Consider the following 22,601-nt stretch of genomic DNA (forward strand, 5'->3'; position numbering starts at 1 on the left):
GTGGTCTGGACGTCCGGCGCGGTGCGCGCCGCGCGGCGCATCGCGACCGCCGCCGCGCTGGGCGGGGGCGGGCTCACGGCGCTCGGAGCGGTCACGTACGGCCTGCTCATGGCCGAGGCCATGGTGGCCCGGCGCATCGTGGGGCAGCCGCACGGTCTCGACGGCCCCGACTCCGACGGCGTGTACGGCGCCTTCCCCGGCGAGCCGATCCGGATGGCCGTCCTCGGCGACTCGACCTCCGTCGGCCTCGGCATGAGCAACGCCGAGGACACCCCGGGTGTCCGTATCGCGTACGGGCTGGCGGCGGTGGCCGAGCGCCCGGTGCGCCTCACCGTCGTCGGCCAGTCGGGCGCGGCGTCGGTGGACCTCGGCGTCCAGGTGGACCGCGCGCTGGAGGCCCGGCCGGAGGTCGCGATCATCTTCATCGGAGCCAACGACGTGACCACGGCCACGCTGCCGGCCCATGCCGTACGGCACCTGCAGAAGGCGGTGCGCCGGCTGCGCGAGGCCGGCGCGGAGGTGGTCGTGGGCACCTGCCCCGACCTGGGCACCGTACGCCCGATCGCGCAGCCGCTCCGCTGGGTCACCCGGCGCTGGTCGCGGCAGCTCGCCGCGGCCCAGACGGTCGCCGTCGTCGAGGCGGGCGGCCGTACGGTGGCGTTCGCCGACCTGCTCGGACCCGAATTCGACGCGAACCCGGCAGAGATGTTCGGACCTGATCGTTTTCACCCATCTGCCCGAGGCTACCTACAAGCCGCGTACGCAGTGCTACCGTCTGTATGCGCCGCGTTGGGGTTGTGGCCCGAGCCGGAACCCGTGCGCGTCGAAGGATCGCAATACCTCTTGGCCGCAATGGCCGTGGAGGAACCCGGCACCGAGGTCACCGCGACCCGTGTCGCCGGCCGGGCGGTCGGCCCCCATGGACGATGGGCGGCGCTGCTCCGCCGGAGACCCGGGCCGCTTCCGAACGCCTAGAGCCGGTTACCTCCTGCGGCCGGGCCATCACCCCCTGTAGGAGCGAAATGATCCGGCCCCAGCTGAACCACGCGAAACCCGCTCTGGCGCTCGCCGCGACCGCCCTGCTGGCGGGGGGCGCCCTCACCGGCTGCTCCGGCGGCGACGAGGCCGCCAAGGACTACCCGGCCTGGCAGAACACGCAGGTGAACGCGGTCAGCCGGGCCACCACGGGAGGCGGCGTCGCGGCCACCACCTCCATGCGGCCCGACGGCTCCCTGGAGACGGTCGTCCTCGACCTCGCCACCGGCCGCCGGCTCTGGGCACACGCCGCGACGATGGTGGGCCGGCTCCCCGGCATGGGGGTGCAGGCCCCGGCGACCGTGGAGACCGGCGGCGGGCAGGCCGTGGTGATCGCGCTCGATCCCCCCGCCGCCGGCCGCAAGGGCGCCACGCTGGTCGCCAGGGACGCCCGCACCGGGCAGCAGAAGTGGATCAGGCCCGTGCGGTCCACCTTCGGGCCGCAGCGCTGCGGGACGTACGTCTGCGTCTCCGAGGACACCGCGCTCTCCAGCGCGCGGGTCGTGGTCCTCGATCCCCGCGACGGAGCCGTGAAGTGGCGCCTGGCCGGCATCGCCGAGGTCGAATGGTCCGACGCGTCCAAGGTCGTCCTGCTCCGGCTCGCCTCCCACCCCGTGCTGGAGGCCCGCGCGCTCAAGGACGGCAAGGCCGTCTGGCAACTGCCGATCGAGCAGGCCCTCGGCCCCGACGTCGACCTGAGCGGGGGCTGGGCCTTCGGCGCGACGGGCGACAAGATCATCGGGTACGTCGCCCCGTATACCAACCCCCAGACCAAGGAGACCTCGACGTTCGGCCTGTTCTCCGCCCGTCTGACCGACGGCGCCGTCGACTGGATGCGGCCGTCCGTCGTCCGCGTCTATCCCAGCGGCAACCCCGCGTACGCGCCGGTCGTCCGGCCGGTCGACGAGCAGGGCCAGTACGGCGGGTTCGCCCGGCTCGACGCCAAGACCGGACGGGTCCTTGGGCAGATCACGCCCGCCCAGGTGCCCGGGTCGGGCTGGTGGCTCGCCTTCCCGCCCGAGATGAACAAGCTCGGCTTCCTCAAGCGCGACGCGCCCGGCTCGGTCTTCGACCTCAGCACCGGCGAGCCGACCCCGGTGAGCGGCGCGACCGGCTGGTCGTTCTGCGTGACCGACCCCAAGCCGCTGCCGCTGCGCGGCATGATCCCCGGGTTCTACTCGATCGCGGCACTGTGCGAGTTCGACCTGGCCACGGGCAAGCGCAAGGACTCCTCCGCCCCGCCGCCCTCCTGGTTCACCGGCAGCCAGAACGGCTGGCGCCTGTGGCGCGACGAGAAGGGCGCCCTCCACGCCCTCAAGGACGGCACCGCCACCACCCCCGGCATGTACGGCTGAGTCTCCCACCACCGAGCGAGCCGTCGGAGCGCGCCGCCGATCTGGACTGAGAAGCGCGCGGGAGCGAAGCGACCAGAGCGCGACGAGGGAAGACGGCGGAAGTGAGCGCTCCGGCGCGCGAAGCGGGCAACACCGAGCGAGCCGTCGGAGCGCGCCGCCGATCTGGACCGAGGAGCGCGCGGGAGCGAAGCGACCAGAGCGCGACGAGGGAAGACGGCGGAGTTGAGCGCTCCGGCGCGCGAAGCGGGCAGCACTGTGCAGTAGTACAAAATTCTGTTGAGTGGGGCCTGGGGCGTGGCGGGCGGCGTACCGAGGGGTAACCTCCGGTGAGGAGGCCCCCCGGAACCCCGTGTGGAGGGGCACGAGATCAGGCAGGAGAGTCACATGCCCGAGGCAGTCATCGTGGCGACCGCGCGGTCGCCGATCGGCCGCGCCTTCAAGGGGTCACTCAAGGACATCCGCCCGGACGACCTGACCGTGCAGATGGTCCGCGCCGCGCTGGCGAAGGTGCCGCAGCTCGACCCGAACGACGTCGACGACCTCATGCTGGGCTGTGGGCTCCCCGGGGGCGAGCAGGGCCACAACCTGGGACGTGTGGTCGCGGTGATGCTGGGGCTCGACAACGTGCCGGGCACCACGGTGACGCGCTACTGCTCCTCCTCCCTGCAGACGACGCGGATGGCGTTCCACGCCATCAAGGCGGGCGAGGGCGACGTGTTCATCTCGGCCGGTGTCGAGACCGTCTCCCGCTTCGTGAACGGCAGCTCCGACATGCCCCAGGCGCAGAACCCGCTGTTCGACGAGGCGAAGGCGCGTACGGAGGAGACCGCCAAGGGCGGCGCGCCGGTGTGGCACGACCCGCGCGAGGACGGCGCGCTGCCGGACGTCTACATCGCCATGGGTCAGACGGCCGAGAACGTCGCGGCGCTGAAGGGCGTCTCGCGGCGCGAGCAGGACGAGTTCGGCGTGCGCTCGCAGAACCTCGCGGAGAAGGCCATCGCCAACGGCTTCTGGGAGAGCGACATCACCCCGGTGACGCTCCCCGACGGCAGCGTGGTGAGCAAGGACGACGGCCCGCGGGCCGGCACGACGTACGAGGCGGTCTCGCAGCTCAAGCCGGTCTTCCGGCCGGACGGCACGGTGACGGCGGGCAACTGCTGCCCGCTGAACGACGGCGCCGCCGCGGTGGTCGTCATGAGCGACACCAAGGCCGCCGAGCTGGGCATCACGCCGCTCGCCCGGATCGTGTCGACCGGCGTCACCGGCCTGTCCCCGGAGATCATGGGGCTCGGCCCGATCGAGGCGTCGCGGCAGGCCCTCGCCCGCGCGGGCATGTCGATCGGCGACGTCGACCTGGTCGAGATCAACGAGGCGTTCGCGGCCCAGGTGATCCCCTCCTACCAGGAGCTGGGCATCGACATCGAGCGGCTCAACGTGAACGGCGGCGCCATCGCGGTGGGGCACCCCTTCGGCATGACCGGCGCCCGCATCACCTCCACGCTGGTCAACAGCCTCCGGTTCCACGACAAGTCGATCGGGCTGGAGACGATGTGCGTCGGCGGCGGGCAGGGCATGGCGATGGTGCTGGAGCGGCTGTCCTGATCGGCGGAATTCACGCCGGTCCGGGCCGGAGCCGGGACCGGCGTGGGCTCCTCAGCCGTGGAAGTCGGGGCCGGCCCGCGTGGGCTCGACCCGGATGATCACTCGCTTCTCCCGGATCATGGCGTCGCGGTAGTCGTCCCAGTCCGGGTGCTCGCCGCTGATGTCGCGGTAGTACCGCACCAGGTGCTCCATCGCGTCCGGCAGCGAGACGACCTGGGCGACGCCCTCGATCTGCATCCACTGGCCGTAGAAGGCGTCGGTCATCACGGTGAGCACGACCTCGGGGTTCTCCCGCAGATTGCGGGTCTTGACGGCCGTCTCGCGGCTGCTGATGACGATGTAGCCGTCCTTGTCGCAGCCGACGGTCACCGGGGAGGTCTGCGGCCGGCCGTCCGGATGGCGGGTCAGCATGACCGCTCGGTGATTGCTCCTGACGAACTCACGCGCCTTGTCGAGATCCATACAACAATGATGCGCCCGCACCGGACCGGTGCGGGCGCGTGCTGCCTTCGGGGACGGTAGTCCGCTTCCTGAGCTGAGCCTCCCTGCCTGCGTGCTGGGCTCGTGGTGCCGTGCTCGTGATGCTGTGCTCGTGATGCTGTGCTCGTGATGCTGTGCTCGTGATGCTCGTAAGTCCTGTGTGCGCGGGACGTCACTGCCGCCTCCCGCGCTGCGGTCTAGAAGCGACGGCGCCGCTCGTGCTCGAGGACGATGGCGGCGGCGTAGCCGTGGCTCAGCCCGTGCTCGTCGGCGAGCCAGTTGGCCCGCTCTTCACAGCGTAGGAACGACGGGCCGTTGTCGATGGCTTCGAACCACTCTGGGAGGTCGCGCCCGGTTATGGACGGGACGCGGGCGATCAGCTTGGTCTGGGTCTCCGGTGAGTGGTTCAACGACATGGGCACCTCCACGGAAAAGGCTGCTTTGTGTCACAGTGCATCACCGGTCCGCGCTTGACAAGCCCTCGCTGGCATTGATTTGTTACAGGATGTTGATCGAAAATTACGGAACTGATCACCAGATCCTGATATAGCCCATTAAAAGGGCGCCGCTCCGGCAGGAACGGCGCCCTTTCGCTTCGTACGGCTAGTCGTTGTTCGTGAAGTAGCTGATGAAGCGGAGGATCTCCAGGTAGAGCCACACAAGGCTCAGGGTCAGGCCGAACGCCATCAGCCACGAGTAGCGCTCCGGCACGCCGGCCCGCACCCCATGCTCGATCTCACTGAAGTCGAGCAGCAGGAAGAAGCAGCCGAGCAGGATCATGCCGATGCTGAAGATCCAGCCGATGGGGCTGTCGGTGCGCAGGCCCAGGCCGCCGGTGACGAAGATGCTCGCGATCCAGTTGATCAGCATGAGGCCGATCGCGCCGAACGCGGCGGCGATCACGAACTTGCCGAACTTCGGCGTCGGCCGGAAGATCTTCAGGGCGTACACGGCCAGCGTGCCGCCGAAGGCCACCATGGTGCCGAGCACGGCCTGCAGGACGATGCCGTTGTAGACATAGTCGTACATGTGGCTCAGCACGCCGATGGCGATGCCGTAGCAGACGGAGTAGCCGAGGATCAGCGCGGGATTCGTGCTCTGCCGGAAAGAGACGATGAGCCCGAGGATCAGGCCCACGATCATCGCCGGCGCCGCGAGCCCCCAGCCGACGTTGAAGTACCAGGCCAGGGCGGCCGAGACGACGAGCGTGCCGAGGGTCGTGAAGCCGCGCACCACGACGTCGTCGATCGTCATGGCCCGCGCCGACGGGGGAGCGTACGCGGGGGCGGCGTACATCTGGTTCAGCTGGTCCACGCTGGGCGCCGGACCGGCCCACGCTTGCTGACCAGCCGCCCCGCGCCGACTGAATATGGGGTTCTTGCTCTCCATTCGCTTCCTCCAGGACGCGACTCACCGATCAGCCGCTGCGCGGCCTAGTGGGGATGGTGCCCGAGGAGCGGTGCCCCTACAAGTGGGAGCGCCACTCCACCGCAGTGGCAACGAGCAGGATCTCCGGCGAGTTCCCGGCGGCGGCGACATCAGACGCCGACGGCATAAGTTTCTTGAATGCTTCCTTTACTTGAGCCCTTCAAGTCTCGTTGCTAACCTGGTGCGGAGCCGAGAAGTAGCGGCCTGACCAGGCAGAACGCCACAGCGATCACTCCGCCTGCCGTTGCGAGCCTATTCCGAACCTCACAGGCGCGGCATCCCGTCCGGTCACTTCGCCACCGGAGAGCCACACGACCGTCGCCTGTGCCGCTGGGAATGTCATCGCGAGGAGGACGGCAATGTACGTCAGGGGCCCAGCGTTCTTACGAAGACTCCGACCTGAATCCATCCGAGGACGCATCACCGTCCTCGTCACGGCGCTTGCCATCCTGCTGCTGATCCCCACCGGGATCCTGGGCAGCCTGTTGGCCCGGCAGGCGTTCGCCACCTCCGTCTCGCTCGACGCCCGGCAGGAAGCGGCGCTCACGGCCGCCGCGTGGCGTACGGGTCAGGTCCACGACGACATCACCCCGCAGGTGGCCGGGATCAATTTGGTCCAGGTGGTGGCTCCCGATCACCGTGTTCTCTCCGCGTCACCGGCGGCCCGGGGCAGGCCGCCGCTGACGTCCTTCTGGCCGTCGGAGGCCGATCCGATGCAGGACCTCCAGACCTGCACGCACGACGGGCTCGGCTGCCTGCGCCTGTCGGCGCTGCGGATGATGCCGGGGCCCCACTCCCCCGTGGTGTACGCGGGACGCCCCATCGACGGCTTCACGCCCGTCGGAATGTTCGATCTGCTCTTCACCGCGGAGGTCACCGTGCTCGTACTGCTCACCGCCTGGGCCGCCTGGAAGGTGGCCGGACGCACCCTGCGCCCGGTCGAGGCCATCCGCAGCGACCTGGCCGCCGTCAACGTGAACGATCTGGACACCCGGGTGCCCGAACCGGTCGGCGACGACGAGATCGCGCGGCTCGCCCGCACGGTGAACAGCACGCTCGCCCGCATCGAGCAGGCGAAGATCACGACCGAGCGGGCGCTGCGGCGGCAGCGCGAGTTCGCCGCGGACGCCTCCCACGAGCTGCGCACTCCGCTCGCCGGCCTGCGCGCGCAACTGGAGGAGGCGCAGCTTCACCCCGACGAGACCGATCTGCGGTCACTGCTCAGGGACGCGCTGCTCGACGTGGGGCGGCTGGAAGCGATCATCGACGACCTGCTCCTGCTGGCGAAGGTGGGGGCGACGGCCCCGGGCCGCAAACCTGTGGACCTGTCCGTGCTGGTCAGGGACGAGGTCGCCCGCCGGACCGATCGGATACCGGTGCGTCTCCGGCTGGCGGACGGGGTGAGGATGCACGCCGCGCCGCGCCACCTCGCCCGTCTGCTGACCAACCTGCTCGACAACGCGCAGCGGCACGCCAGGAGCCTGGTCGAGATCGAGCTCCGGCGCGACGACGGCTTCGTCGAGCTGTCGGTCAGCGACGACGGTCCCGGCGTGCCGGTGTCCGAACGGGAGCGGATCTTCGAGCGGTTCGCCAGGTCGGACACGGCGCGTAGCCGGGGCCGCGGGGGCACCGGGCTCGGCCTGGCCATCGCCCGCGACATCGCCCGTGCCCACTGCGGCACCCTGGTGGCGACCGAGTCGGCGTACCGCGGCGCCATGTTCGTGCTGCGCCTGCCGGTCTCCGGCTGCCCCTCGAACACCGACGCCCCACCTTCGCAGGCCGCGATCACCGGCGGCGGCGGCACGTACGCCGAGCCGTCGCGGATGACGGACGCCCTTACGCCGGTGCACGATCGGCGCTCCTGACCGCGGTGCACGAGCGACACGCCTGACAGCGGTGCGCGGAGCAGCACGCCTGACAGCGGTGCGCGAACAGCGCGTCTGACGGTGGTGCATGAGCGGCGCGTCTGACGGTGGTCAGAGGCGGGCGAACCAGTCGCGTACGGCGTGCCGCCCACCCCCGCCGAGCGCCACCATCAGGGCATACCTGGCCTTCGCCGGAGCCAGGCCGCGCGCCCCGATGGCGCCGACCTTGCCGGCCAGCCCCAGGCCGAGCGGGAGGTCCTCCAGCGCGGCCGGCCGGGTGCGGCACCGCGAGGCGATCACCACGGGGATGTCCCACTCCGCCAGCTCGCTGAGGGTCGCGTACAGGGTGATCGGGACGTTCCCGGCGCCGGTGCCCTCCAGCACGACACCCCTGGCTCCGGCGTCCACGACGGACGTGACGATCACCGGATCCATCTCCGGATATGTCTTGATCAGCGCGACGTTCGTCTCCGGCTCTCCCCGCGCGGCCGGGGGCCGTGGCGGCGGCGTCGCCGTCATCTCGACCCGGCCGTCCACCACCCGGCCGAGGATCGGCTCGGGGGCGGACGAGAGGGCAGCCACGCTCGTGGCGTCGGCCATCGTGGCCCAGCGGGCCGCGTGCAGTTCGTCGTTCGCGCAGACCACCGCGCCGACTCCGCGAAGAGCCGGGTCGGCCGCCGCGGCCAGGGACGACGCGAGGTTGCGCGGGCCGTCGCTCGACAGCTCGTCCAGCCCGCGTACGGCGCCGGTCAGCACGATGCCGCCGCGCGGAGCGGCGGGGCCCGCGAGCAGGTCCGCGAGGAAGGCCGTCTCCTCGATCGTGTCCAGGCCGTGGGTGACGACCACGCCGTCGAACCCCTCGTCCAGCAGGGCCGTACGCACCCGCCGGGCCAGCCGCAGCATGGTGGAGGCCGAGGTGTCCCAGCTCGGCTCGGCCTGCACGTCCTCGGTCACGACCTCCACGCCGGGATTCCCGGGGATGGCCGCCAGCAGGTCGGCGGCCGTCGCGAGCCCCGGGCGGCCCGTGCGACGGGCGTACGCCATGACGTCGCCCGTCGCCACCAGCAGCACGCGTCCGCTCACGCCGCGCCGTCCTCGGCGGCGACTCCGGCGTGCTGTTCGAGCCGCTCGATGCGCCGCATGAGCGGAGCGATTTCCTGACGGACGACCGCCGCCACCGCCTGCACGGCGCTCTGAGAAGAAGCCTGGGCCGTGCTCTGGGACGCGGAGGCGTCCTGTGCCTGGGCTCGGAGGTGGACGTAGCCTGCGAGCGCCGCCACGACCGCGCGCCGCGTGAGGCGTGGCTCGGCGCCCCGCTCGCGCAGCACCTGCCCGCCGATGCCGTCGGGCTCGGCGACCAGGCCGAGCAGCAGGTGCTCGCACCCGATGTAGTTGTGCCCCAGGGCATGGGCCTCGGTGACCGCCAGTTCGAGGGCGTTGGCCGCATGCGCGTCGAACCGGCTCGGGCCCTTCGGCGTCCCCTCGTCCCCGGACTCGTTCGGGCCGGTGGGTGCGGACGGGCGGCGGGCCGTGAGGTCGCGCTCGATCAGAGCGGGCTCGACCTCCATGGCCCGCAGCACATGCAGGGCGAGGTTCCGCCCCTCGGCCAGCATCGCGGCGAGCAGGTGCTCGGTGCCGATGCCGGCGGCGTTCTCGGCCCGGGCCTGTTCCAGCGCCAGCCGGAAGACGGCGCGGGTCCTGGGCGTGAAGTGCGACAACCGGGGGTCGTCGATCTCGAAGTCGCCGAGGATGCTCTCGCGGATGGCGCTCACGCGGCGGACCGCCTGCTCCAGCGCCCGCTGGCAGATCGCGGACACCGGAAGCGCCGCGTCCTTGACCGCCTCCGCCAGATCATCCGGCAGGTACACGTTGATCTTAGGCATGCATCATTCATACCCCCATTGGGGTTATATATCTACCCCCAACCGCGAAAGCGGCGTCAGGGGAGCGTGACGTACTTGCCGAGGAACGCCCGCACCTCGGGGATGTCCAGCCGGTAGTCGACGTTGGTCGTCTTGCAGGCGTCGTCCACGCCGCTGATCGTCGTGGCCACGAGCAGGTTCGAGTCGGGGCCGCCCAGGAAGTTGGGGCCGCCGGAGTCGCCGTAGCAGGTTCCACCCTCGTCACGCGAGGACGGCATCAGGTCGAGCCACCTGGCGCCCAGGCGCTTGAAGGAGATCGAGGTCTGGCTGCGCGTGTCGGTGTAGTGGTAGCGCCATCCGTTCCCGTCCCGCTTCTTCGTGGGCTCCACCGAGCCGTACCCGACCGGGGTGAAGCGCGCGGTCTGCAGGGTGCCGTCGGCCTTGAGCTGGTCGAGCAGGCCCAGCGAGGGCAGCTTGGCCGGCGCGATGCCCTCGACGGGCGCCGGGAAGATCACGACCGCCAGATCGTAGGCGTCGCCCTTGTATCGCGAGTCGGGCACGAAGCGACCGGTGTAGAGCTTCTCGCCGGGCTGGTAGTGGTCGGCGAAGGAGACCCGGGCGGTCTTCTGGCCCTTGTGCCCGCAGTGGGCGGCCGTGAGGAAGACGTTCGGCGAGATGAGGGTGCCGGTGCAGTACGCCCACGTGCCGTCGCTCTCCGGCTCATTCCCGATGAGGGCGCCCACTTCCGGGTGATCGCCATTGTCTGCCGAGCCATGGGTGATGGCCGACGCGGGCAAGGCGATACCGACCACCAAACCCACCAGAACCATGACAAAAAGGACAAAACGCATGCCCGAATGTATCCGAGCATGGACTCTCTATGACAAATAGGACGAGAAAAATCTACCGGCCGCCAGATCAGGACTTCCCGCACGCTCGCCCCACGGGCGACTCCCACCCCACTAGTCAAAAGACTGAGCGGCCCGAGCCGCTTACCTCGGCATCCGAATCGCAAGTGGCTCGTGCCCGGCAAGAGAGCCCGAGAGGCCGTCCCACTCCTCCGCCGACCACACGGCGGAACCCGGCGCGGGCGGGATCCACAGGGGTGCAGCGCCGGCGGGCTGGGCGAGGAGTGATGTCGCGGGCACACCACGGGCATGCCGGGGGCACGGCTTCCCGTGGACGTTCGCGTTCGGCCGTAGTCAACCGGAACAGCTACGATCGGCCCGTGACCGCGCTCCCCCAGGTCACGGGGCTGATTGGTCGAGGCGGCGCTCTGTGCCCCCGGTGGGACTCGAACCCACACCACAGCCCTTTTAAGGGGCTTGCCTCTGCCATTGGGCTACGGGGGCGCCGCGATCATATGTCACGGATCACTCCTCTGTAAGCAAGTTACGTCTTACGCGGCTTGTCCCCCTTTCCACAGCGCGTGAACGGCACGCCTGGGAGCCGGCCGGTCAAGGTCCTGGAGACCGTCCGCACCTTCTCCCCCGTCCACCACACCAGCATGTCAGAGCACAGGAAGACGCGACGGCCCGGCGGGTGGGCCGCCGGGCCGTGTGCGTGTTCCGAGGTCGTCCGCCGAGCCGTCCGCGCCGGGCGGATCAGTGCTTGACGCCGCTCTTCGCGGCCGCCCGGAACTCGTCGCGCGGGTGCTCGATCTCGCCGAGGGAGATCGTCTCCCGCTTGAAGAACAGCGAGAGCGTCCAGTCCATCACCACGCGGACCTTCCGGTTGACCGTGGGGACCCGCGACAGGTGGTAGGTGCGGTGCATGAACCAGGCGGGGAAGCCGCGCAGCTTCACGCCGTAGACGTTCGCGACGCCCCGGTAGAGGCCGAGCCCGGCGACCGACCCGGCGTACTTGTGCCGGTAGTCCGCCAGCTTCTGCCCGCGCAGGTAGGCCGTGATGTTGTCGCCGAGGACCTTCGCCTGCCGTACGGCGTGCTGGGCGTTGGGCGCGCAGTACTGTCCGGGGTTGGTCACGTCGGGCACGCCCGCGATGTCACCGGCGGCAAAGGCGCCCTTGACGCCCGCGACGGTCAGGCGCGTGGTGGTCTTGATCCGGCCGCGCTCGTCGAGCGGCAGGTCGGTGGAGTTGACGATCGGGCTCGGCTTCACGCCGGCGGTCCACACGATCGTGGCCGACTCGAACTCGTCGCCGTCGGAGGTCTTGACCAGACCGCCCTCGCACGACTGGAGGAACGTCTTCATCTTGAGCTCGATGCCGCGCTCGCGCAGCTGCTCGGCGGTCCACTCGCCCATCTCTGGGCCGACCTCCGGCAGGATGCGGTCGGACGCCTCGATCAGGACCCAGCGCAGGTCCTTCTTGTCGATGCTCGGGTAGTAGTTGACCGCGTCGTCGGTCATGTCTTCGAGCTCGGCGAGGGCCTCGATGCCCGCGAAGCCGCCGCCGACCACGACGAAGGTCAGCGCGCGGCGGCGCACGTCCTCATCGTCGCTCGACTCAGCGCGGTCGAGGAGGGCCAGCACCCGGTTGCGCAGCGCGATGGCCTCGCCGACGGTCTTGAAGCCGATGGCCGCGTCCTCCAGGCCGGGGATCGGCAGCGTACGCGAGATCGAGCCGGCCGCCATGACGACGACGTCGTACTCGATCTCACGGGACTGGCCCGCGGCGGGCTCGAAGGTCAGCGTGCGCGCCTCGTGGTGCACCTTGGAGACCTTGCCGTTGAGGATGCGCACCTTGGGCAGCACCCGGCGCAGCGGGGCCACGACGTGGCGCGGCGAGATGTTGCCGGCCGCCGCCTCGGGGAGGAACGGCTGGTAGGTCATGTACGACTGCGGGTCGATCAGCGTGATCCGCACGCTGCCGTTGCGCAGCTCACGGCGGAGCGTGCGCTGGAGCCGCAGAGCCGTGTAGAGGCCCACGTATCCACCGCCGACGATGACGACGTGCTTCCAGTTGCGGTCTGCCACGATGCCCTCCTTGTGAAAGCATTCACAAGCTTACGTCACGGATTGGCAACCGCACCATTCCGCCAGGGCCGAAGGTCCAGTGATTTTCCCCACTCCGTCATCTCTTGACGTCATTTCTTGGAAAAATTCCTGCAATCTTCCCGAAGTGATCGACTTCACACTCGTGAAATGGTTCACAAGGTCGCCTTGCCCAGTGCGGCGGCGCGGGCGAAGACCGCGTCGAGCATGTCCGCGGTGACCCGGCCGGTGAAGGTGTTCTGCTGGCTCGGGTGGTAGCAGCCGATGAGCGTGACCGGTGCCTCGCCGTAGGAGAGCGGCACCTCCACCGCGTGACCGAACGGCGGCCTGCGGCGCGGCAGCGTGAACCCGGCCTCGCGCAGCGCGGGCCACACCGCCTGCCAGGCGAAACCGCCGAGTGCCACGATCACCCGGGTCGTGCCCGCCACGAGCGCGAGCTCCCTGGCGAGCCAGGGGAGGCAGGTGTCGCGCTCCTCCGGGGTGGGCTTGTTGGCGGGCGGGGCGCACCGGACCGCCGCCATCATCCGAGCGCCGATCAGCCGCTGCCCGTCGCCCGCGTGGACGCTGGTCTCCTGCACGGCGAACCCGGTGCGGTACAGCGACGCGAACAGCCAGTCGCCGCTGCGGTCGCCGGTGAAGATCCGGCCGGTTCTGTTGCCGCCGTGCGCGGCGGGCGCGAGCCCGACGATGAGCGTGTGCGGCGCCTCGTCGCCCCAGCCCGCGATCGGGCGTCCCCAGTAGGTCTCATCGGCGAACGCCCGCCGTTTGACGTCGGCGACCTCCTCCCGCCACTTGACGAGGCGCGGGCAGGCGCGGCACACCGACTGCCTGGCGGTCAGTTCGGCCAGCGTACGGCTCTCCGCGGCCAGTTTGGCGACCTCGTGGGCGTCGTGGGCGACGGGGGTGTCCGGGGACGCGGGGTCACCCGGCCGGCCGGAACCGGGAGGAACGAAGCTCATGACACCGATCGTGCCAGGTCAGAAAATGTGCGTCCGCCGGGAAGCGGGCTTCGCGGCACCGGCGCGTGTCACGAAGCGGTCATGCCGGGAAAGATTCCGATCTTTTCCGTCGTGCCGGAGATGGGTACGTAGGGCCCGTGTCCATCGACTCATGCCCCCCGCTGTTCGGCCCGGCGTTCGACGCCGATCCCTACCCCGCCTACGACTGGCTGCGCCGGAACGCGCCGGTGACCCGCGTGCCGCTGCCCGGCTGCGAGGCATGGCTGGTCACGCGGTACGAGGACGCCGTGACCGCGCTGACCCATCCCGCCCTCGCCAAGGACCCGGCGGCCGGCTCGCCCGAATGGCGGGCCGCCTCTCTCGGCCTGCCTCTGGACCACCGGCCCGGGCTCGCCCGCCACATGATCAACGCCGACGGCGCCGACCACGCGCGGCTGCGGCGGCTGGTGAGCGGGGCCTTCACCCCCCGGCGGATGGCGGGGCTGCGGACGCGGGCGCTGGAGGTGACCGACGCGCTGCTCGACCGCCTCGACGGCCCGGAGACGGACCTGATCTCCGGTCTCGCCTATCCCCTGCCGATCACGATCATCTGCGACCTGCTCGGCGTGCCCGAGGAGGACCGGGCCACCTTCCACCGGCACGCCTCTGTCATCGACTCGGCGGCGGCGTCCGAGGTGGAGGAGATCGCCCGCGCCACCGACGCCCTGGAGATCTTCCTGGCCGACCTGGTCGAGCTCAAGCGCTCCCGGCCGGGCGACGACCTGCTCACCGATCTCGTACGCCGGTCCAACCAGGGCGAGATCGACAAGGACGAGCTGACCTCCACCGCGTTCCTGCTGCTGATCGCGGGCCACGAGACGACCGTGGCGCTGATCGGCAACGGCCTGCTCGCGCTGCTGCGGCACCCCGCCCAGGCGGCGGTCCTGCGCGCCGATCTCTCCCGGCTGCCGGACTTCATCGACGAGATGCTGCGTTACGACGGTCCCGTACGGAACGCCACCTGGCGCTTTCCCACCGAGCCCGTGGTGATCGGCGGCCAGGAGATGCTGCCCGGCGAGCCCATCCTCGTCTCGCTGCTCGCGGCCAACCGGGACCCGGCGGCGTTCGCCGACCCGGACGCGTTCTCCCCCGGCCGGGTCGGCGAACCGCACCTCGCCTTCGGCCGGGGGCCCCACTATTGCGTCGGCGCGGCCCTGGCCAAGGTGGAGGGGGAGGCCGCGATCGGCCGGGTGCTCGAACGCTTCCCCGATCTGGCCCTCGCCGCCGACCCCGCCGAGCTGCGCTGGTGGCCCAGCGCCATCATGCGCGGACTGTTCTCGCTGCCCGTCCGCCTGCACGGCTGACGCCCCGCCCGGCTCCGGCCGTACGGCTCGGACCTTACGGCTCGGACCTTACGGCCGGAGCCGGGACGGCTGAGACTGGACGGGGCGCAGCCGGGACTATCGGCGGGACGGCGTGGCCGACGGCTCGGAAGATGGCGACGGCGACGCGGAAGGCGTCGCGGTGTCCGTGGGCGCCGGGGTGGTGGGCGTGCACGTGGGCTCCAGCCCACGGGCGGCCGGTCCACGGGCGGCCCGTCCGGGACGGTCGTCCGAGGGCCGCAGCGGCAGCGGGTAGGCGTTGCGGATGGGCGGCTCCCCGTCGCAGGGGATGACGATCTCCTGGTCGAAGCCCGGATCCAGCATGATCGGGTCGCCGTCCTGGTCGTAGAGCCGGACGTCGTGCAGCGGCGTCCCGTCCGCCGCGTACGGGAAGATGTTGGTGACCTCCCCGCCGAAGGAGGACACGTTCTCCACCCGCACGCCCAGGCCCTCCGGCCGGGAGCCGTAGTCGAAGGCCACGTCGCGCGACGGCGTGCCCGGCACGTCGGCCATCGCCGTGATCACGAGCACCGCGGCCACCAGGTTGGCTCCGAGCAGCAGCACGCGGCCCCAGCGCGACGCTCGCGCGCGGCCCCGCCGGCCCAGCCACACCGATCCCCAGACGACCGCGAGCGTGAACACCCAGGCGGGGATGTCGCCGGGGATCAGCCCGGGGGCGCTGATCGGCGCGAGCACGGCGAGCGCGATCGCGTAGCCCCGCAGCACCCACCAGGCGGGGCGCAGCTCCGGGGCGAAGGCGGCGGCCTGCCGGTAGGGCGGGAGCACGAGCAGCCGCGTGTGGACGCGCCGGACCGCACCGCTCACGCGCTCGCGCAGCCGCCCGCCCAACGAGGAGCCGCCGTCCGACGGCCGCCCGCCATAGGCGGCCCGCAGCTCGGCCGCGTACGCCTCGGGGCTGCCGAGGCGCTCCTCCAGCGACATGCCCGGCTCGGCGGCGACCTCGGCGAGATGCTCGTCCAGGTCCTCCAGCAGCGCGTCCCTGTCCCCGGCGGGGAGATCGGCGAGCGCCGCGCGTACGGCGGCGGCGTAGTCCTGGGGCGTCATCGGGGGCGTCGTTGGGGGAGTCATCCCGGATCGACCTCCTTGAGCAGGTCGTTCATGGTGGCGGCGAACGACGTCCAGGTCTTCGCCGAGGTCTGGAGGAGTGAGCGGCCCACGTCGTTCAGGCCGTAGTACTTGCGGTGCGGCCCCTCGTCGGAGGCCACCACATAGGAGGTGAGCGCTCCGGCCTTGAAGAGCCGCCGCAGCGTCCCGTACACCGAGGCGTCGCCGACGTCCTCCAGCCCCGCCTCGCGCAGGCGGCGTACGACGTCGTATCCGTAACTGTCGCGCTCGGCGAGCACCGCGAGGACCGCCAGGTCGAGAACCCCTTTGAGGAGCTGGCTACTGTCCACGCAAAGCACGGTACTCCGCAATGCGCAATAGTGGCAAGATCTTCTGTGCGACCCTCACGCGATCCGGACGACGTACTTGCCGCTGCCCCGGCCGTCGGCGAGCAGTTGGTGGACGCCGGGCACCTCGCCGAGAGAGTCGATCACGGTCACCGGCACGTCCAGCCGGCCCTCCGCGACCAGGTCCAGCACGCGGCGCAGGCCCCGCGCGATCCGGTGCGGCGCGTTCACGGTGAGGGCGCTGGCGCTGAAGCCGACGATCCCCACGTTGCCCCGCATCAGGCGAGGGTGGGGCGGCAACGGGGACACCTCACCGCCTCCCGCGTTGCCGAACAGCACGATCCTGCCGCCGGGCCCGGTGACCTCCAGGTCGAGTTCGAGCAGCTCGACGCCGAGCGGGTCGAGGACGACGTCCACACCCTCGGGCGCGGCGGCCCGGATGGCGGCGCCCGCCCCCTCGTCGCGGACGACCACCGTGTCGTAGCCGGCCGACCGGGCCGCCTCGGTCTTGTCCGCCCGGCCCACGGTGCCGATGAGCCGTCCTCCGCCGAGCGCGGGCACCAGACGGGCCACGGCCGACCCGACGCCGCCGCTCGCGGAGTGCACGAGCACACTCTCTCCCGCGCCGAACCTGGCCGCGTCGGTGAGCAGCAGCAACGCGCTCGTCAGCATCAGCGGGGCGGCCGCGGCGAGGGGGGAGGGCACGCCGTCCGGCAGCGGCATGGTGAGAGCGGCGGACGCCACGGCCACCTCGGCAAGACCGCCGGACGGGGTGAAGGCGGCCACCCGCTGCCCCGGCACGAGACCGGAGACGCCTGGGCCCACCCGGCGCACGGTGCCCGCCACCTCCTTGCCCGGCACGTACGGCCAGGCCGTGACGTAGCCCGGGTCTCCCCTGCGCGCCATCACGTCGATGAAGTTGACGCCCGCGAAGGAGACGTCGATGGACACCTCGTCCGCGCCGGGCTCCGGCACCGGCATGTCCGCGATCTCGGTCAGATCCGACCCGTGCGACGGCCCCGTCATCACCAGTGCCCGCATGACCCACTCCTTTTTCGACGTTCGTCGTACTACGAAAGTCGTACCACAGTTGTACGATGGTTGTCGAAAGAGAAAGGTGGGGAGATGCCACGAACCCAACGCCGCAGGTCGGCACTGACGCATCCGAACGCCGCCGAGATCGACCTGCTCGACGTCCTGCACGCGCTGGCGGACCCCACACGCATGACGATCGTGCGGACGCTGCGCGCGGAGCCGGAACGGCCCTGCGGCACGTTTCCGGTGGATGTGGCGCCGTCGACGCTCACGCACCACTTCCGGGTGCTCAGGGAGGCAGGTGTCATCCATCAGCGGGAGGACGGCAACCGCCGGTGGACCGCGCTGCGCCTGGCCGATCTCGACGGCCGGTTCCCGGGCCTGCTCGACTCGATCCTCGGCGCGTACGAGAACGAGCCCGCCGCTCCTTGAGCCTTCGTCGAGCCTTCGTCAGGCCTTTCTCAGGCGAGGGACCAGGCGATGCCGTCGAGGATGTCGTGCTCGCTGACGACGACCTCGGGGAAGCCGTAACGGCGGACTATGCGGTCGAGGATGAGCGCGCCCGCGCCGATGACGTCCACCCGGCCCGGGTGCATGACCGGGATGGCGGCCCGCTCGTCGTGGGTCATGCGCAGCAGCCGCGCGGACACCTCGTGGACCCGTTCGGCCGGGATGCGCGAGTGGTGGATGCGCGCGGGGTCGTAGGCGGGCAGGCCGAGCGCGATCCCGGCGACCGTGGTGACCGAGCCCGCCAGGCCGACCAGCGTCCGCGCCGTACGCACGGGGACGCGCTCCTCGACCCGGTCCATGGCCGCCTCGATGTCGGCGACGGCCGCCTCCACCGTCTCGGCGCTCGGCGGATCGTCGCGCAGGTGGCGCTCGGTGAGCCGCACACAGCCGATGTCCACCGACAGCGCGCCCTCGACGGACCGGGAGCCGACGACGAACTCGGTCGAACCACCCCCGATGTCCACCACGAGGTAGGGCGTCTCGGCGTCCGATCCGGCGAGGCCCCGGGTCGCGCCGGTGAACGACAGCCGCGCCTCCTCGTCGCCGGTCACCACCTCGGGCTCCACGCCGAAGATGTCGCGCACCCCGGCGACGAAGTCGGCCCGGTTGGCGGCGTCACGGGTCGCCGAGGTGGCGACCACGCGGACCGGCACGGGGCCGTCCGGGGAGTGCTCCCTGATCAGCTTGGCGTAGCCGCGCATGGCCGTGAAGGTCCGCTCCAGGGCCTCCGGCGCGAGCCGTCCCGTACGGTCGACGTCCTGGCCGAGCCGGACGATCTCCATCCGCCGTTCGACGTCGGTGAGGACGTCGCCGGAGATATCGGCAATGAGAAGGCGGACCGAGTTGGTCCCGCAGTCGATGGCCGCGACCCGCTTCGTCTTCACGCTCGTTCCCTCAGTCCGTCTCGGTGCTCCGCGTAGCCTGGGGCCGCTCTGCGGGGCTCTCAACGACCACGCAGGGGCCGCCGGCCCACCAGTCGGGCAGCGCGTCGAGCGCCTCCCGGCCGAACGGGTTGACCCCCGGCGCGGCCAGCTCGTGGGCCACCAGCGCGTGCAGGCACTTGACCCGGCCCGGCATGCCGCCGGCGCTCTGCATGTCGCGCGGCAGCGGCTCCAGGCCCTCTTCCTTGGCCGCCTGGTCGCGGCGGGCGACGTAGTCCTCGTGGGCCGCCCGGTAGGCCTCGGCCAGCTCGGGGTCCTCCGCGAGCCGGGCCTGCATGCTCTTCATCAGACCGGACGACTCCAGCGTGCCGATCGCCGAGGCGGCCTTCGGGCAGGTCAGGTAGAACAGCGTGGGGAACGGCGCCCCGTCGGGCAGCCGGGGCGCGGTCTCCAGCACGTCGGGCAGGCCGCAGGGACACCGGTGAGCGACGGCCCGCACCCCGCGCGGCTGCCGCCCGAGCTGCGCCCGCGCCGCCGCCAGGTCAGCGGGGTCCACACGGCCCGTGTGGCCCGCGTGGTCCGCCTGGTCGTCCGCCACGTCGATCTCCTCGCCCTTCACTCTGTGCGCCCTGCACCCTCAACGCTGTGCGCCCTTAACGCCGTGCGCCCTGCGCTGTTGACACTGCGCGCCCTGCGCCGTTGACACTGCGCGCCCTGCGCCGTTGACACTGCGCGCCCTGCGCCGTTGACACTGCGCGCCCCGCCGTTCCCGGCGGCGTCCGTGATCCTCATCCCGGGGTCCTCATCCCAGGCCCTCATCCCGGGGCCCTCATCCCACCGCCGGCGGCGCCGACGCCGACGGGGACGCCGTGGGTGCGGGACTGCGCCCCGCCGCGGGTGCGGCGGGCCGCCCCTTGTCGGCCGCCTCGAACGACCGCCAGAGAGTGACGTACCAGGCGGGACGCTCCGGCTGCTTGGTCCCCGCCTTGGCGGCGGCGGTGCCCGCCGTGTCCTCGTCGATCACCTGGTAGCAGTCGGCGCCCGGCTCGCAGTAGAACAGCCGTTCCTTGGCCAGGCGCTTGATGTAGTCCGGATCCTCCAGCCGCCTGCGCCGCTGCTCCAGGTTCTGGAGCTTGCGCAGCGCGTTCGCCTGCTGCGCCTCCAGCTGGGCGATCTGCCGGCGCTGGGCGACGTACTCCCGCGCGGGGTAGGCGAGGCTCATGGCGATGGCGCACACGACGACCGCGAGGATCGCCGCGCGCCCGGTGAGCTGCGGCCGCTTCGCCGCCACGAAACCACCCCTCCCGGTCGGTCAGCGCGTGGGCCCGGTGACAACGGCCACACTAACCGCCCGTCCCGGCCGTACACGCCCGGTTGGGCACGGCGTCGCCGCGCCCATCGCCCCACCGGGCGTCCGGAACGTGTCCGGCCGGAATCCCCGTCTGCCGCAGAGTCTGCCGCAGGGCCCGCCGCAGGCTAGCCCTGGAAGCGCGGGAAGGCGGCGCGACCGGCGTAGCGCGCCGCGTCGTCCAGCAGCTCCTCGATGCGCAGGAGCTGGTTGTACTTGGCCACGCGGTCCGAGCGGGCCGGGGCGCCGGTCTTGATCTGGCCGCAGTTGGTGGCCACGGCGAGATCGGCGATCGTGGTGTCCTCGGTCTCGCCGGAGCGGTGGCTCATCATGCTGCGGTAGCCGCTGCGGTGGGCCAGGTCGACCGCGTCGAGGGTCTCCGACAGCGTGCCGATCTGGTTGACCTTCACCAGCAGCGCGTTGGCCGCGCCCTCGGCGATGCCGCGGCCGAGCCGCTCGGGGTTGGTGACGAACAGGTCGTCGCCCACGAGCTGGACCTTGGTCCCGAGGGAGGCGGTGATGGCCTTCCAGCCCTCCCAGTCCTCCTCGTTCAGCGGGTCCTCGATGGAGACCAGCGGGTAGGAGCGGACCAGGTCCTCGTAGAAGGAGATCAGCTCGGCGGACGACACGCCCTTGCCGTCGATCGTGTAGACGCCGTCGTTGTGGAACTCGCTGGCCGCGACGTCGAGCGCGAGCGCGATGTCCTGGCCCGGCGTGTAACCGGCCCTCTCGATGGCGACCAGGATCAGGTCGAGCGCGTCGCGGTTGGACGGCAGGTTGGGCGCGAAGCCGCCCTCGTCGCCCAGGCCGGTGGCGTAGCCCTTCTCCTTCAGTACGCTCTTGAGCGTGTGGTAGGTCTCCGCGCCCATGCGCACGGCCTCGGAGAACGTCTCGGCGCCGATCGGCGCGATCATGAACTCCTGGATGTCCACGTTGGTGTCGGCGTGCGCGCCGCCGTTCAGGATGTTCATCATCGGCACGGGCAGGATGTGCGCGTTCGGCCCGCCGACGTAGCGGAACAGGGGCAGGTCGGCGCTGTCGGCGGCGGCCTTGGCGACGGCCAGCGAGATGCCGAGGATCGCGTTGGCCCCGAGACGGGCCTTGTTGGGCGTGCCGTCCAGGTCGATCATCGTCTGGTCGATGAGACGCTGCTCCTCGGCGTCGAAGCCGATGAGCTCGTCGGCGATCTCGTCGGTCACGCCGAGGACGGCCTTCTCGACACCCTTGCCGAGATAACGCTTCTTGTCGCCGTCGCGCAGCTCGACGGCCTCGAACTGACCGGTGGAGGCGCCACTCGGAACGGCGGCACGGCCGGTGCTGTAGTCGTCCAGCAGTACCTCGACCTCGACCGTGGGGTTCCCACGGGAGTCGAGGATCTCGCGGGCGGTGATGGCCTCGATGGCAGCCACGAACGCTCCTAGCAAAATGGCGGGCGGTTTGCCACCCGAGCCTATCGGTCCTTACTACTCGGTACTGCGCAGGGTGTCCCGTTCACGGCGTGTCCGAGCGGGTGCTCTCCCACTCCTCCACGCGCCGCCGGTATTCCCTGGCCGCCGCCCTGAGCTCGGCCTCGGGATCGAGCCCCGCGTCCTGGATCTCCCGTACGAGCGCGAACAGGCGGGCGCCCGCGGACGGCGTGAGGTCGCCGGCGAGGGAGCCGGGCGCCCCGACCCCGCCGGCCCGGCGCAGGAGCTGGGCGGCCAGGGAGATGGCCGGCTGGCCCATCGGCACGCCGCTGAGCACCGAGCCGGTCTCCCCCTTGGCGGCCCGCTCGGCCGCCTTGATGGTCTCCCAGGTGTCGCTGACCTCACCGGCACCGGAGACCTGGACGTCCGCGAAGACGTGCGGGTGGCGGCGCACCAGCTTCTCCACGATCCCGTCCGCCACGTCGTCGATGTCGAAGCCGTCCCCGTCCGGCCCCATCCGCTCCTGGGCGAGCCGGGCGTGGAACATCACCTGGAGCAGCAGGTCGCCGAGCTCCTCGCGCAGCGGCGGGCCGAAGTCGCCCTCGTGGATGGTCTCCAGCACCTCGTAGGCCTCTTCGACCAGGTAGGGCACGAGCGACTCGTGGGTCTGCTTGCGGTCCCACGGGCACTCGCGGCGCAGCCGGTCCATGACCTGCACGAGGTCGAGCAGCCGTGCGCCGGGCAGGTCGTAGGAGCCGGGGACGACCTCGATCTCCGGCGGCTCGTCGAGGGAGATCGCGGCGTGGCCGACCGCGCGCATGAAGTCCTCGTCGCCGTCCTGCGCGGCCAGCCACACCACCGTCCCCGTACGGCTCTCGCGGGCGATGGCGCCGGGGTCGGGGGTCACCACCTCGACCTGGACGCCGGCCTCGTCGAGATAGGGCAGATAGGGGTGGTCCGGGGTGCCGGTGAGCACCCGCCCCCGGTTGAGGGCGCGCCACGCCGCGGGCGCGAGCAGGCCGGGAGCGACCCGGGGCGAGGTGGTCACCACGATCAACGCCATGGACTCAGCCTAGTGAAGCCCGACGAGCCCTCCCGCCCGGCGTCG

The 22,601-nt window shown here is 71.3% G+C and carries 22 protein-coding genes and 1 tRNA gene; 6 read left to right on the forward strand and 17 right to left on the reverse strand.

Annotated features, from left to right (window positions below; translation table 11 throughout):
- The 3 genes from OHB01_RS05065 (at position 1) to OHB01_RS05075 (ending at position 3,992) form a co-directional block, all read left to right on the forward strand.
- Positions 1-975 carry an SGNH/GDSL hydrolase family protein gene (locus OHB01_RS05065; RefSeq protein ID WP_142650292.1) on the forward strand — a complete coding sequence of 325 codons (975 nt, stop codon included), beginning with the start codon at positions 1-3 and terminating at the stop codon, positions 973-975.
- A 47-nt stretch (positions 976-1,022) separates the two neighbouring features.
- Entirely contained in the window at positions 1,023-2,390 is a 1,368-nt protein-coding gene (locus OHB01_RS05070) for a PQQ-binding-like beta-propeller repeat protein (protein WP_328854997.1), read from the forward strand.
- A 384-nt stretch (positions 2,391-2,774) separates the two neighbouring features.
- On the forward strand, positions 2,775-3,992 hold the full coding sequence (locus tag OHB01_RS05075) for an acetyl-CoA C-acetyltransferase (RefSeq protein ID WP_142650735.1): 1,218 nt from the start codon (positions 2,775-2,777) through the stop codon (positions 3,990-3,992).
- Positions 3,993-4,043: 51 nt separating this feature from the next.
- On the opposite strand, the gene OHB01_RS05080 is transcribed toward OHB01_RS05075, so the two are convergent.
- From OHB01_RS05080 to OHB01_RS05090, 3 genes are all read right to left on the reverse strand, one after another.
- Positions 4,044-4,454, reverse strand: coding sequence for a PPOX class F420-dependent oxidoreductase (locus OHB01_RS05080; RefSeq protein ID WP_142650736.1), 411 nt, complete (start codon positions 4,452-4,454; stop codon positions 4,044-4,046).
- Between the two features lie 215 nt (positions 4,455-4,669).
- A complete protein-coding gene (locus OHB01_RS05085) occupies positions 4,670-4,888 on the reverse strand; it encodes a DUF4287 domain-containing protein (RefSeq protein WP_142619963.1) in 219 nt (72 codons plus the stop codon).
- Between the two features lie 187 nt (positions 4,889-5,075).
- Positions 5,076-5,861 carry a Bax inhibitor-1/YccA family membrane protein gene (locus tag OHB01_RS05090; RefSeq protein ID WP_142650737.1) on the reverse strand — a complete coding sequence of 262 codons (786 nt, stop codon included), beginning with the start codon at positions 5,859-5,861 and terminating at the stop codon, positions 5,076-5,078.
- A gap of 398 nt (positions 5,862-6,259) precedes the next feature.
- Between OHB01_RS05090 and OHB01_RS05095 the strand changes: the two genes are divergently transcribed.
- Entirely contained in the window at positions 6,260-7,765 is a 1,506-nt protein-coding gene (locus OHB01_RS05095) for a HAMP domain-containing sensor histidine kinase (protein WP_142650738.1), read from the forward strand.
- A 111-nt stretch (positions 7,766-7,876) separates the two neighbouring features.
- Here the strand turns inward: OHB01_RS05095 and OHB01_RS05100 are convergent, their stop codons facing one another.
- From OHB01_RS05100 to OHB01_RS05125, 6 genes are all read right to left on the reverse strand, one after another.
- Positions 7,877-8,848, reverse strand: coding sequence for an asparaginase domain-containing protein (locus OHB01_RS05100; RefSeq protein ID WP_328854998.1), 972 nt, complete (start codon positions 8,846-8,848; stop codon positions 7,877-7,879).
- Entirely contained in the window at positions 8,845-9,648 is an 804-nt protein-coding gene (locus OHB01_RS05105; protein WP_328854999.1) for a Clp protease N-terminal domain-containing protein, read from the reverse strand. The genes OHB01_RS05100 and OHB01_RS05105 overlap by 4 nt, the downstream gene beginning before the upstream one ends.
- Positions 9,649-9,704: 56 nt before the next feature.
- The gene (locus tag OHB01_RS05110; protein WP_187280557.1) at positions 9,705-10,370 is read right to left on the reverse strand and encodes a trypsin-like serine protease; all 666 of its coding nucleotides are present in this window, start codon (positions 10,368-10,370) and stop codon (positions 9,705-9,707) included.
- A gap of 536 nt (positions 10,371-10,906) precedes the next feature.
- Positions 10,907-10,979: transfer RNA gene (locus OHB01_RS05115), tRNA-Leu, on the reverse strand.
- A 252-nt stretch (positions 10,980-11,231) separates the two neighbouring features.
- The gene (locus tag OHB01_RS05120) at positions 11,232-12,566 is read right to left on the reverse strand and encodes an NAD(P)/FAD-dependent oxidoreductase (protein ID WP_147942597.1); all 1,335 of its coding nucleotides are present in this window, start codon (positions 12,564-12,566) and stop codon (positions 11,232-11,234) included.
- 170 nt (positions 12,567-12,736) lie between these two features.
- Positions 12,737-13,540, reverse strand: a complete 804-nt coding sequence (locus OHB01_RS05125; protein WP_142650743.1) for a uracil-DNA glycosylase — start codon at positions 13,538-13,540, stop codon at positions 12,737-12,739.
- Between the two features lie 137 nt (positions 13,541-13,677).
- Here OHB01_RS05125 and OHB01_RS05130 point away from each other — a divergent pair, with 137 nt between their 5' ends.
- Entirely contained in the window at positions 13,678-14,883 is a 1,206-nt protein-coding gene (locus tag OHB01_RS05130; RefSeq protein WP_328855000.1) for a cytochrome P450, read from the forward strand.
- Between the two features lie 96 nt (positions 14,884-14,979).
- Here OHB01_RS05130 and OHB01_RS05135 read toward each other — a convergent pair whose 3' ends face one another.
- The 3 genes from OHB01_RS05135 to OHB01_RS05145 are packed head-to-tail and all read right to left on the reverse strand — an operon-like array spanning position 14,980 to position 17,354.
- Positions 14,980-15,990, reverse strand: a complete 1,011-nt coding sequence (locus tag OHB01_RS05135; protein ID WP_328855001.1) for an HAAS signaling domain-containing protein — start codon at positions 15,988-15,990, stop codon at positions 14,980-14,982.
- Positions 15,987-16,316: a PadR family transcriptional regulator gene (locus tag OHB01_RS05140; protein WP_142571211.1), complete on the reverse strand. Its 330-nt coding sequence runs from the start codon at positions 16,314-16,316 to the stop codon at positions 15,987-15,989. Before OHB01_RS05140 ends, OHB01_RS05135 begins: the two co-directional genes overlap by 4 nt.
- Positions 16,317-16,370: 54 nt before the next feature.
- The gene (locus OHB01_RS05145; protein WP_328855002.1) at positions 16,371-17,354 is read right to left on the reverse strand and encodes a quinone oxidoreductase family protein; all 984 of its coding nucleotides are present in this window, start codon (positions 17,352-17,354) and stop codon (positions 16,371-16,373) included.
- Positions 17,355-17,438: 84 nt separating this feature from the next.
- Here OHB01_RS05145 and OHB01_RS05150 point away from each other — a divergent pair, with 84 nt between their 5' ends.
- Positions 17,439-17,780: an ArsR/SmtB family transcription factor gene (locus OHB01_RS05150; protein ID WP_142650746.1), complete on the forward strand. Its 342-nt coding sequence runs from the start codon at positions 17,439-17,441 to the stop codon at positions 17,778-17,780.
- Between the two features lie 29 nt (positions 17,781-17,809).
- Here the strand turns inward: OHB01_RS05150 and OHB01_RS05155 are convergent, their stop codons facing one another.
- The 5 genes from OHB01_RS05155 to OHB01_RS05175 all read right to left on the reverse strand — a co-directional run bounded on the left by OHB01_RS05155 (position 17,810) and on the right by OHB01_RS05175 (position 22,556).
- On the reverse strand, positions 17,810-18,742 hold the full coding sequence (locus OHB01_RS05155) for a Ppx/GppA phosphatase family protein (protein ID WP_142650747.1): 933 nt from the start codon (positions 18,740-18,742) through the stop codon (positions 17,810-17,812).
- A gap of 10 nt (positions 18,743-18,752) precedes the next feature.
- Positions 18,753-19,295 carry a DUF501 domain-containing protein gene (locus tag OHB01_RS05160; RefSeq protein ID WP_142650795.1) on the reverse strand — a complete coding sequence of 181 codons (543 nt, stop codon included), beginning with the start codon at positions 19,293-19,295 and terminating at the stop codon, positions 18,753-18,755.
- A 273-nt stretch (positions 19,296-19,568) separates the two neighbouring features.
- Entirely contained in the window at positions 19,569-20,030 is a 462-nt protein-coding gene (locus OHB01_RS05165; protein WP_328855003.1) for a septum formation initiator family protein, read from the reverse strand.
- Between the two features lie 185 nt (positions 20,031-20,215).
- Positions 20,216-21,496, reverse strand: a complete 1,281-nt coding sequence (gene eno / locus OHB01_RS05170; RefSeq protein WP_328709151.1) for a phosphopyruvate hydratase — start codon at positions 21,494-21,496, stop codon at positions 20,216-20,218.
- A gap of 82 nt (positions 21,497-21,578) precedes the next feature.
- Entirely contained in the window at positions 21,579-22,556 is a 978-nt protein-coding gene (locus tag OHB01_RS05175; RefSeq protein ID WP_328855004.1) for a MazG family protein, read from the reverse strand.
- Positions 22,557-22,601: the final 45 nt, after the last annotated feature.

Source organism: Microbispora hainanensis (assembly GCF_036186745.1).
Classification (GTDB): domain Bacteria; phylum Actinomycetota; class Actinomycetes; order Streptosporangiales; family Streptosporangiaceae; genus Microbispora.

Bases quoted from the DNA above. Each gene is read 5' to 3' on its own strand.
- OHB01_RS05070 (WP_328854997.1), top strand. From the start codon at position 1,023: ATGATCCGGCCCCAGCTGAACCACGCGAAACCCGCTCTGGCGCTCGCC.
- OHB01_RS05175 (WP_328855004.1), bottom strand. From the start codon at position 22,556: ATGGCGTTGATCGTGGTGACCACCTCGCCCCGGGTCGCTCCCGGCCTG.
- OHB01_RS05075 (WP_142650735.1), top strand. From the start codon at position 2,775: ATGCCCGAGGCAGTCATCGTGGCGACCGCGCGGTCGCCGATCGGCCGC.
- OHB01_RS05090 (WP_142650737.1), bottom strand. From the start codon at position 5,861: ATGGAGAGCAAGAACCCCATATTCAGTCGGCGCGGGGCGGCTGGTCAG.
- OHB01_RS05105 (WP_328854999.1), bottom strand. From the start codon at position 9,648: ATGCCTAAGATCAACGTGTACCTGCCGGATGATCTGGCGGAGGCGGTC.
- OHB01_RS05135 (WP_328855001.1), bottom strand. From the start codon at position 15,990: ATGACTCCCCCAACGACGCCCCCGATGACGCCCCAGGACTACGCCGCC.
- OHB01_RS05150 (WP_142650746.1), top strand. From the start codon at position 17,439: ATGCCACGAACCCAACGCCGCAGGTCGGCACTGACGCATCCGAACGCC.
- OHB01_RS05085 (WP_142619963.1), bottom strand. From the start codon at position 4,888: ATGTCGTTGAACCACTCACCGGAGACCCAGACCAAGCTGATCGCCCGC.
- OHB01_RS05145 (WP_328855002.1), bottom strand. From the start codon at position 17,354: ATGCGGGCACTGGTGATGACGGGGCCGTCGCACGGGTCGGATCTGACC.
- OHB01_RS05125 (WP_142650743.1), bottom strand. From the start codon at position 13,540: ATGAGCTTCGTTCCTCCCGGTTCCGGCCGGCCGGGTGACCCCGCGTCC.
- OHB01_RS05080 (WP_142650736.1), bottom strand. From the start codon at position 4,454: ATGGATCTCGACAAGGCGCGTGAGTTCGTCAGGAGCAATCACCGAGCG.
- OHB01_RS05095 (WP_142650738.1), top strand. From the start codon at position 6,260: ATGTACGTCAGGGGCCCAGCGTTCTTACGAAGACTCCGACCTGAATCC.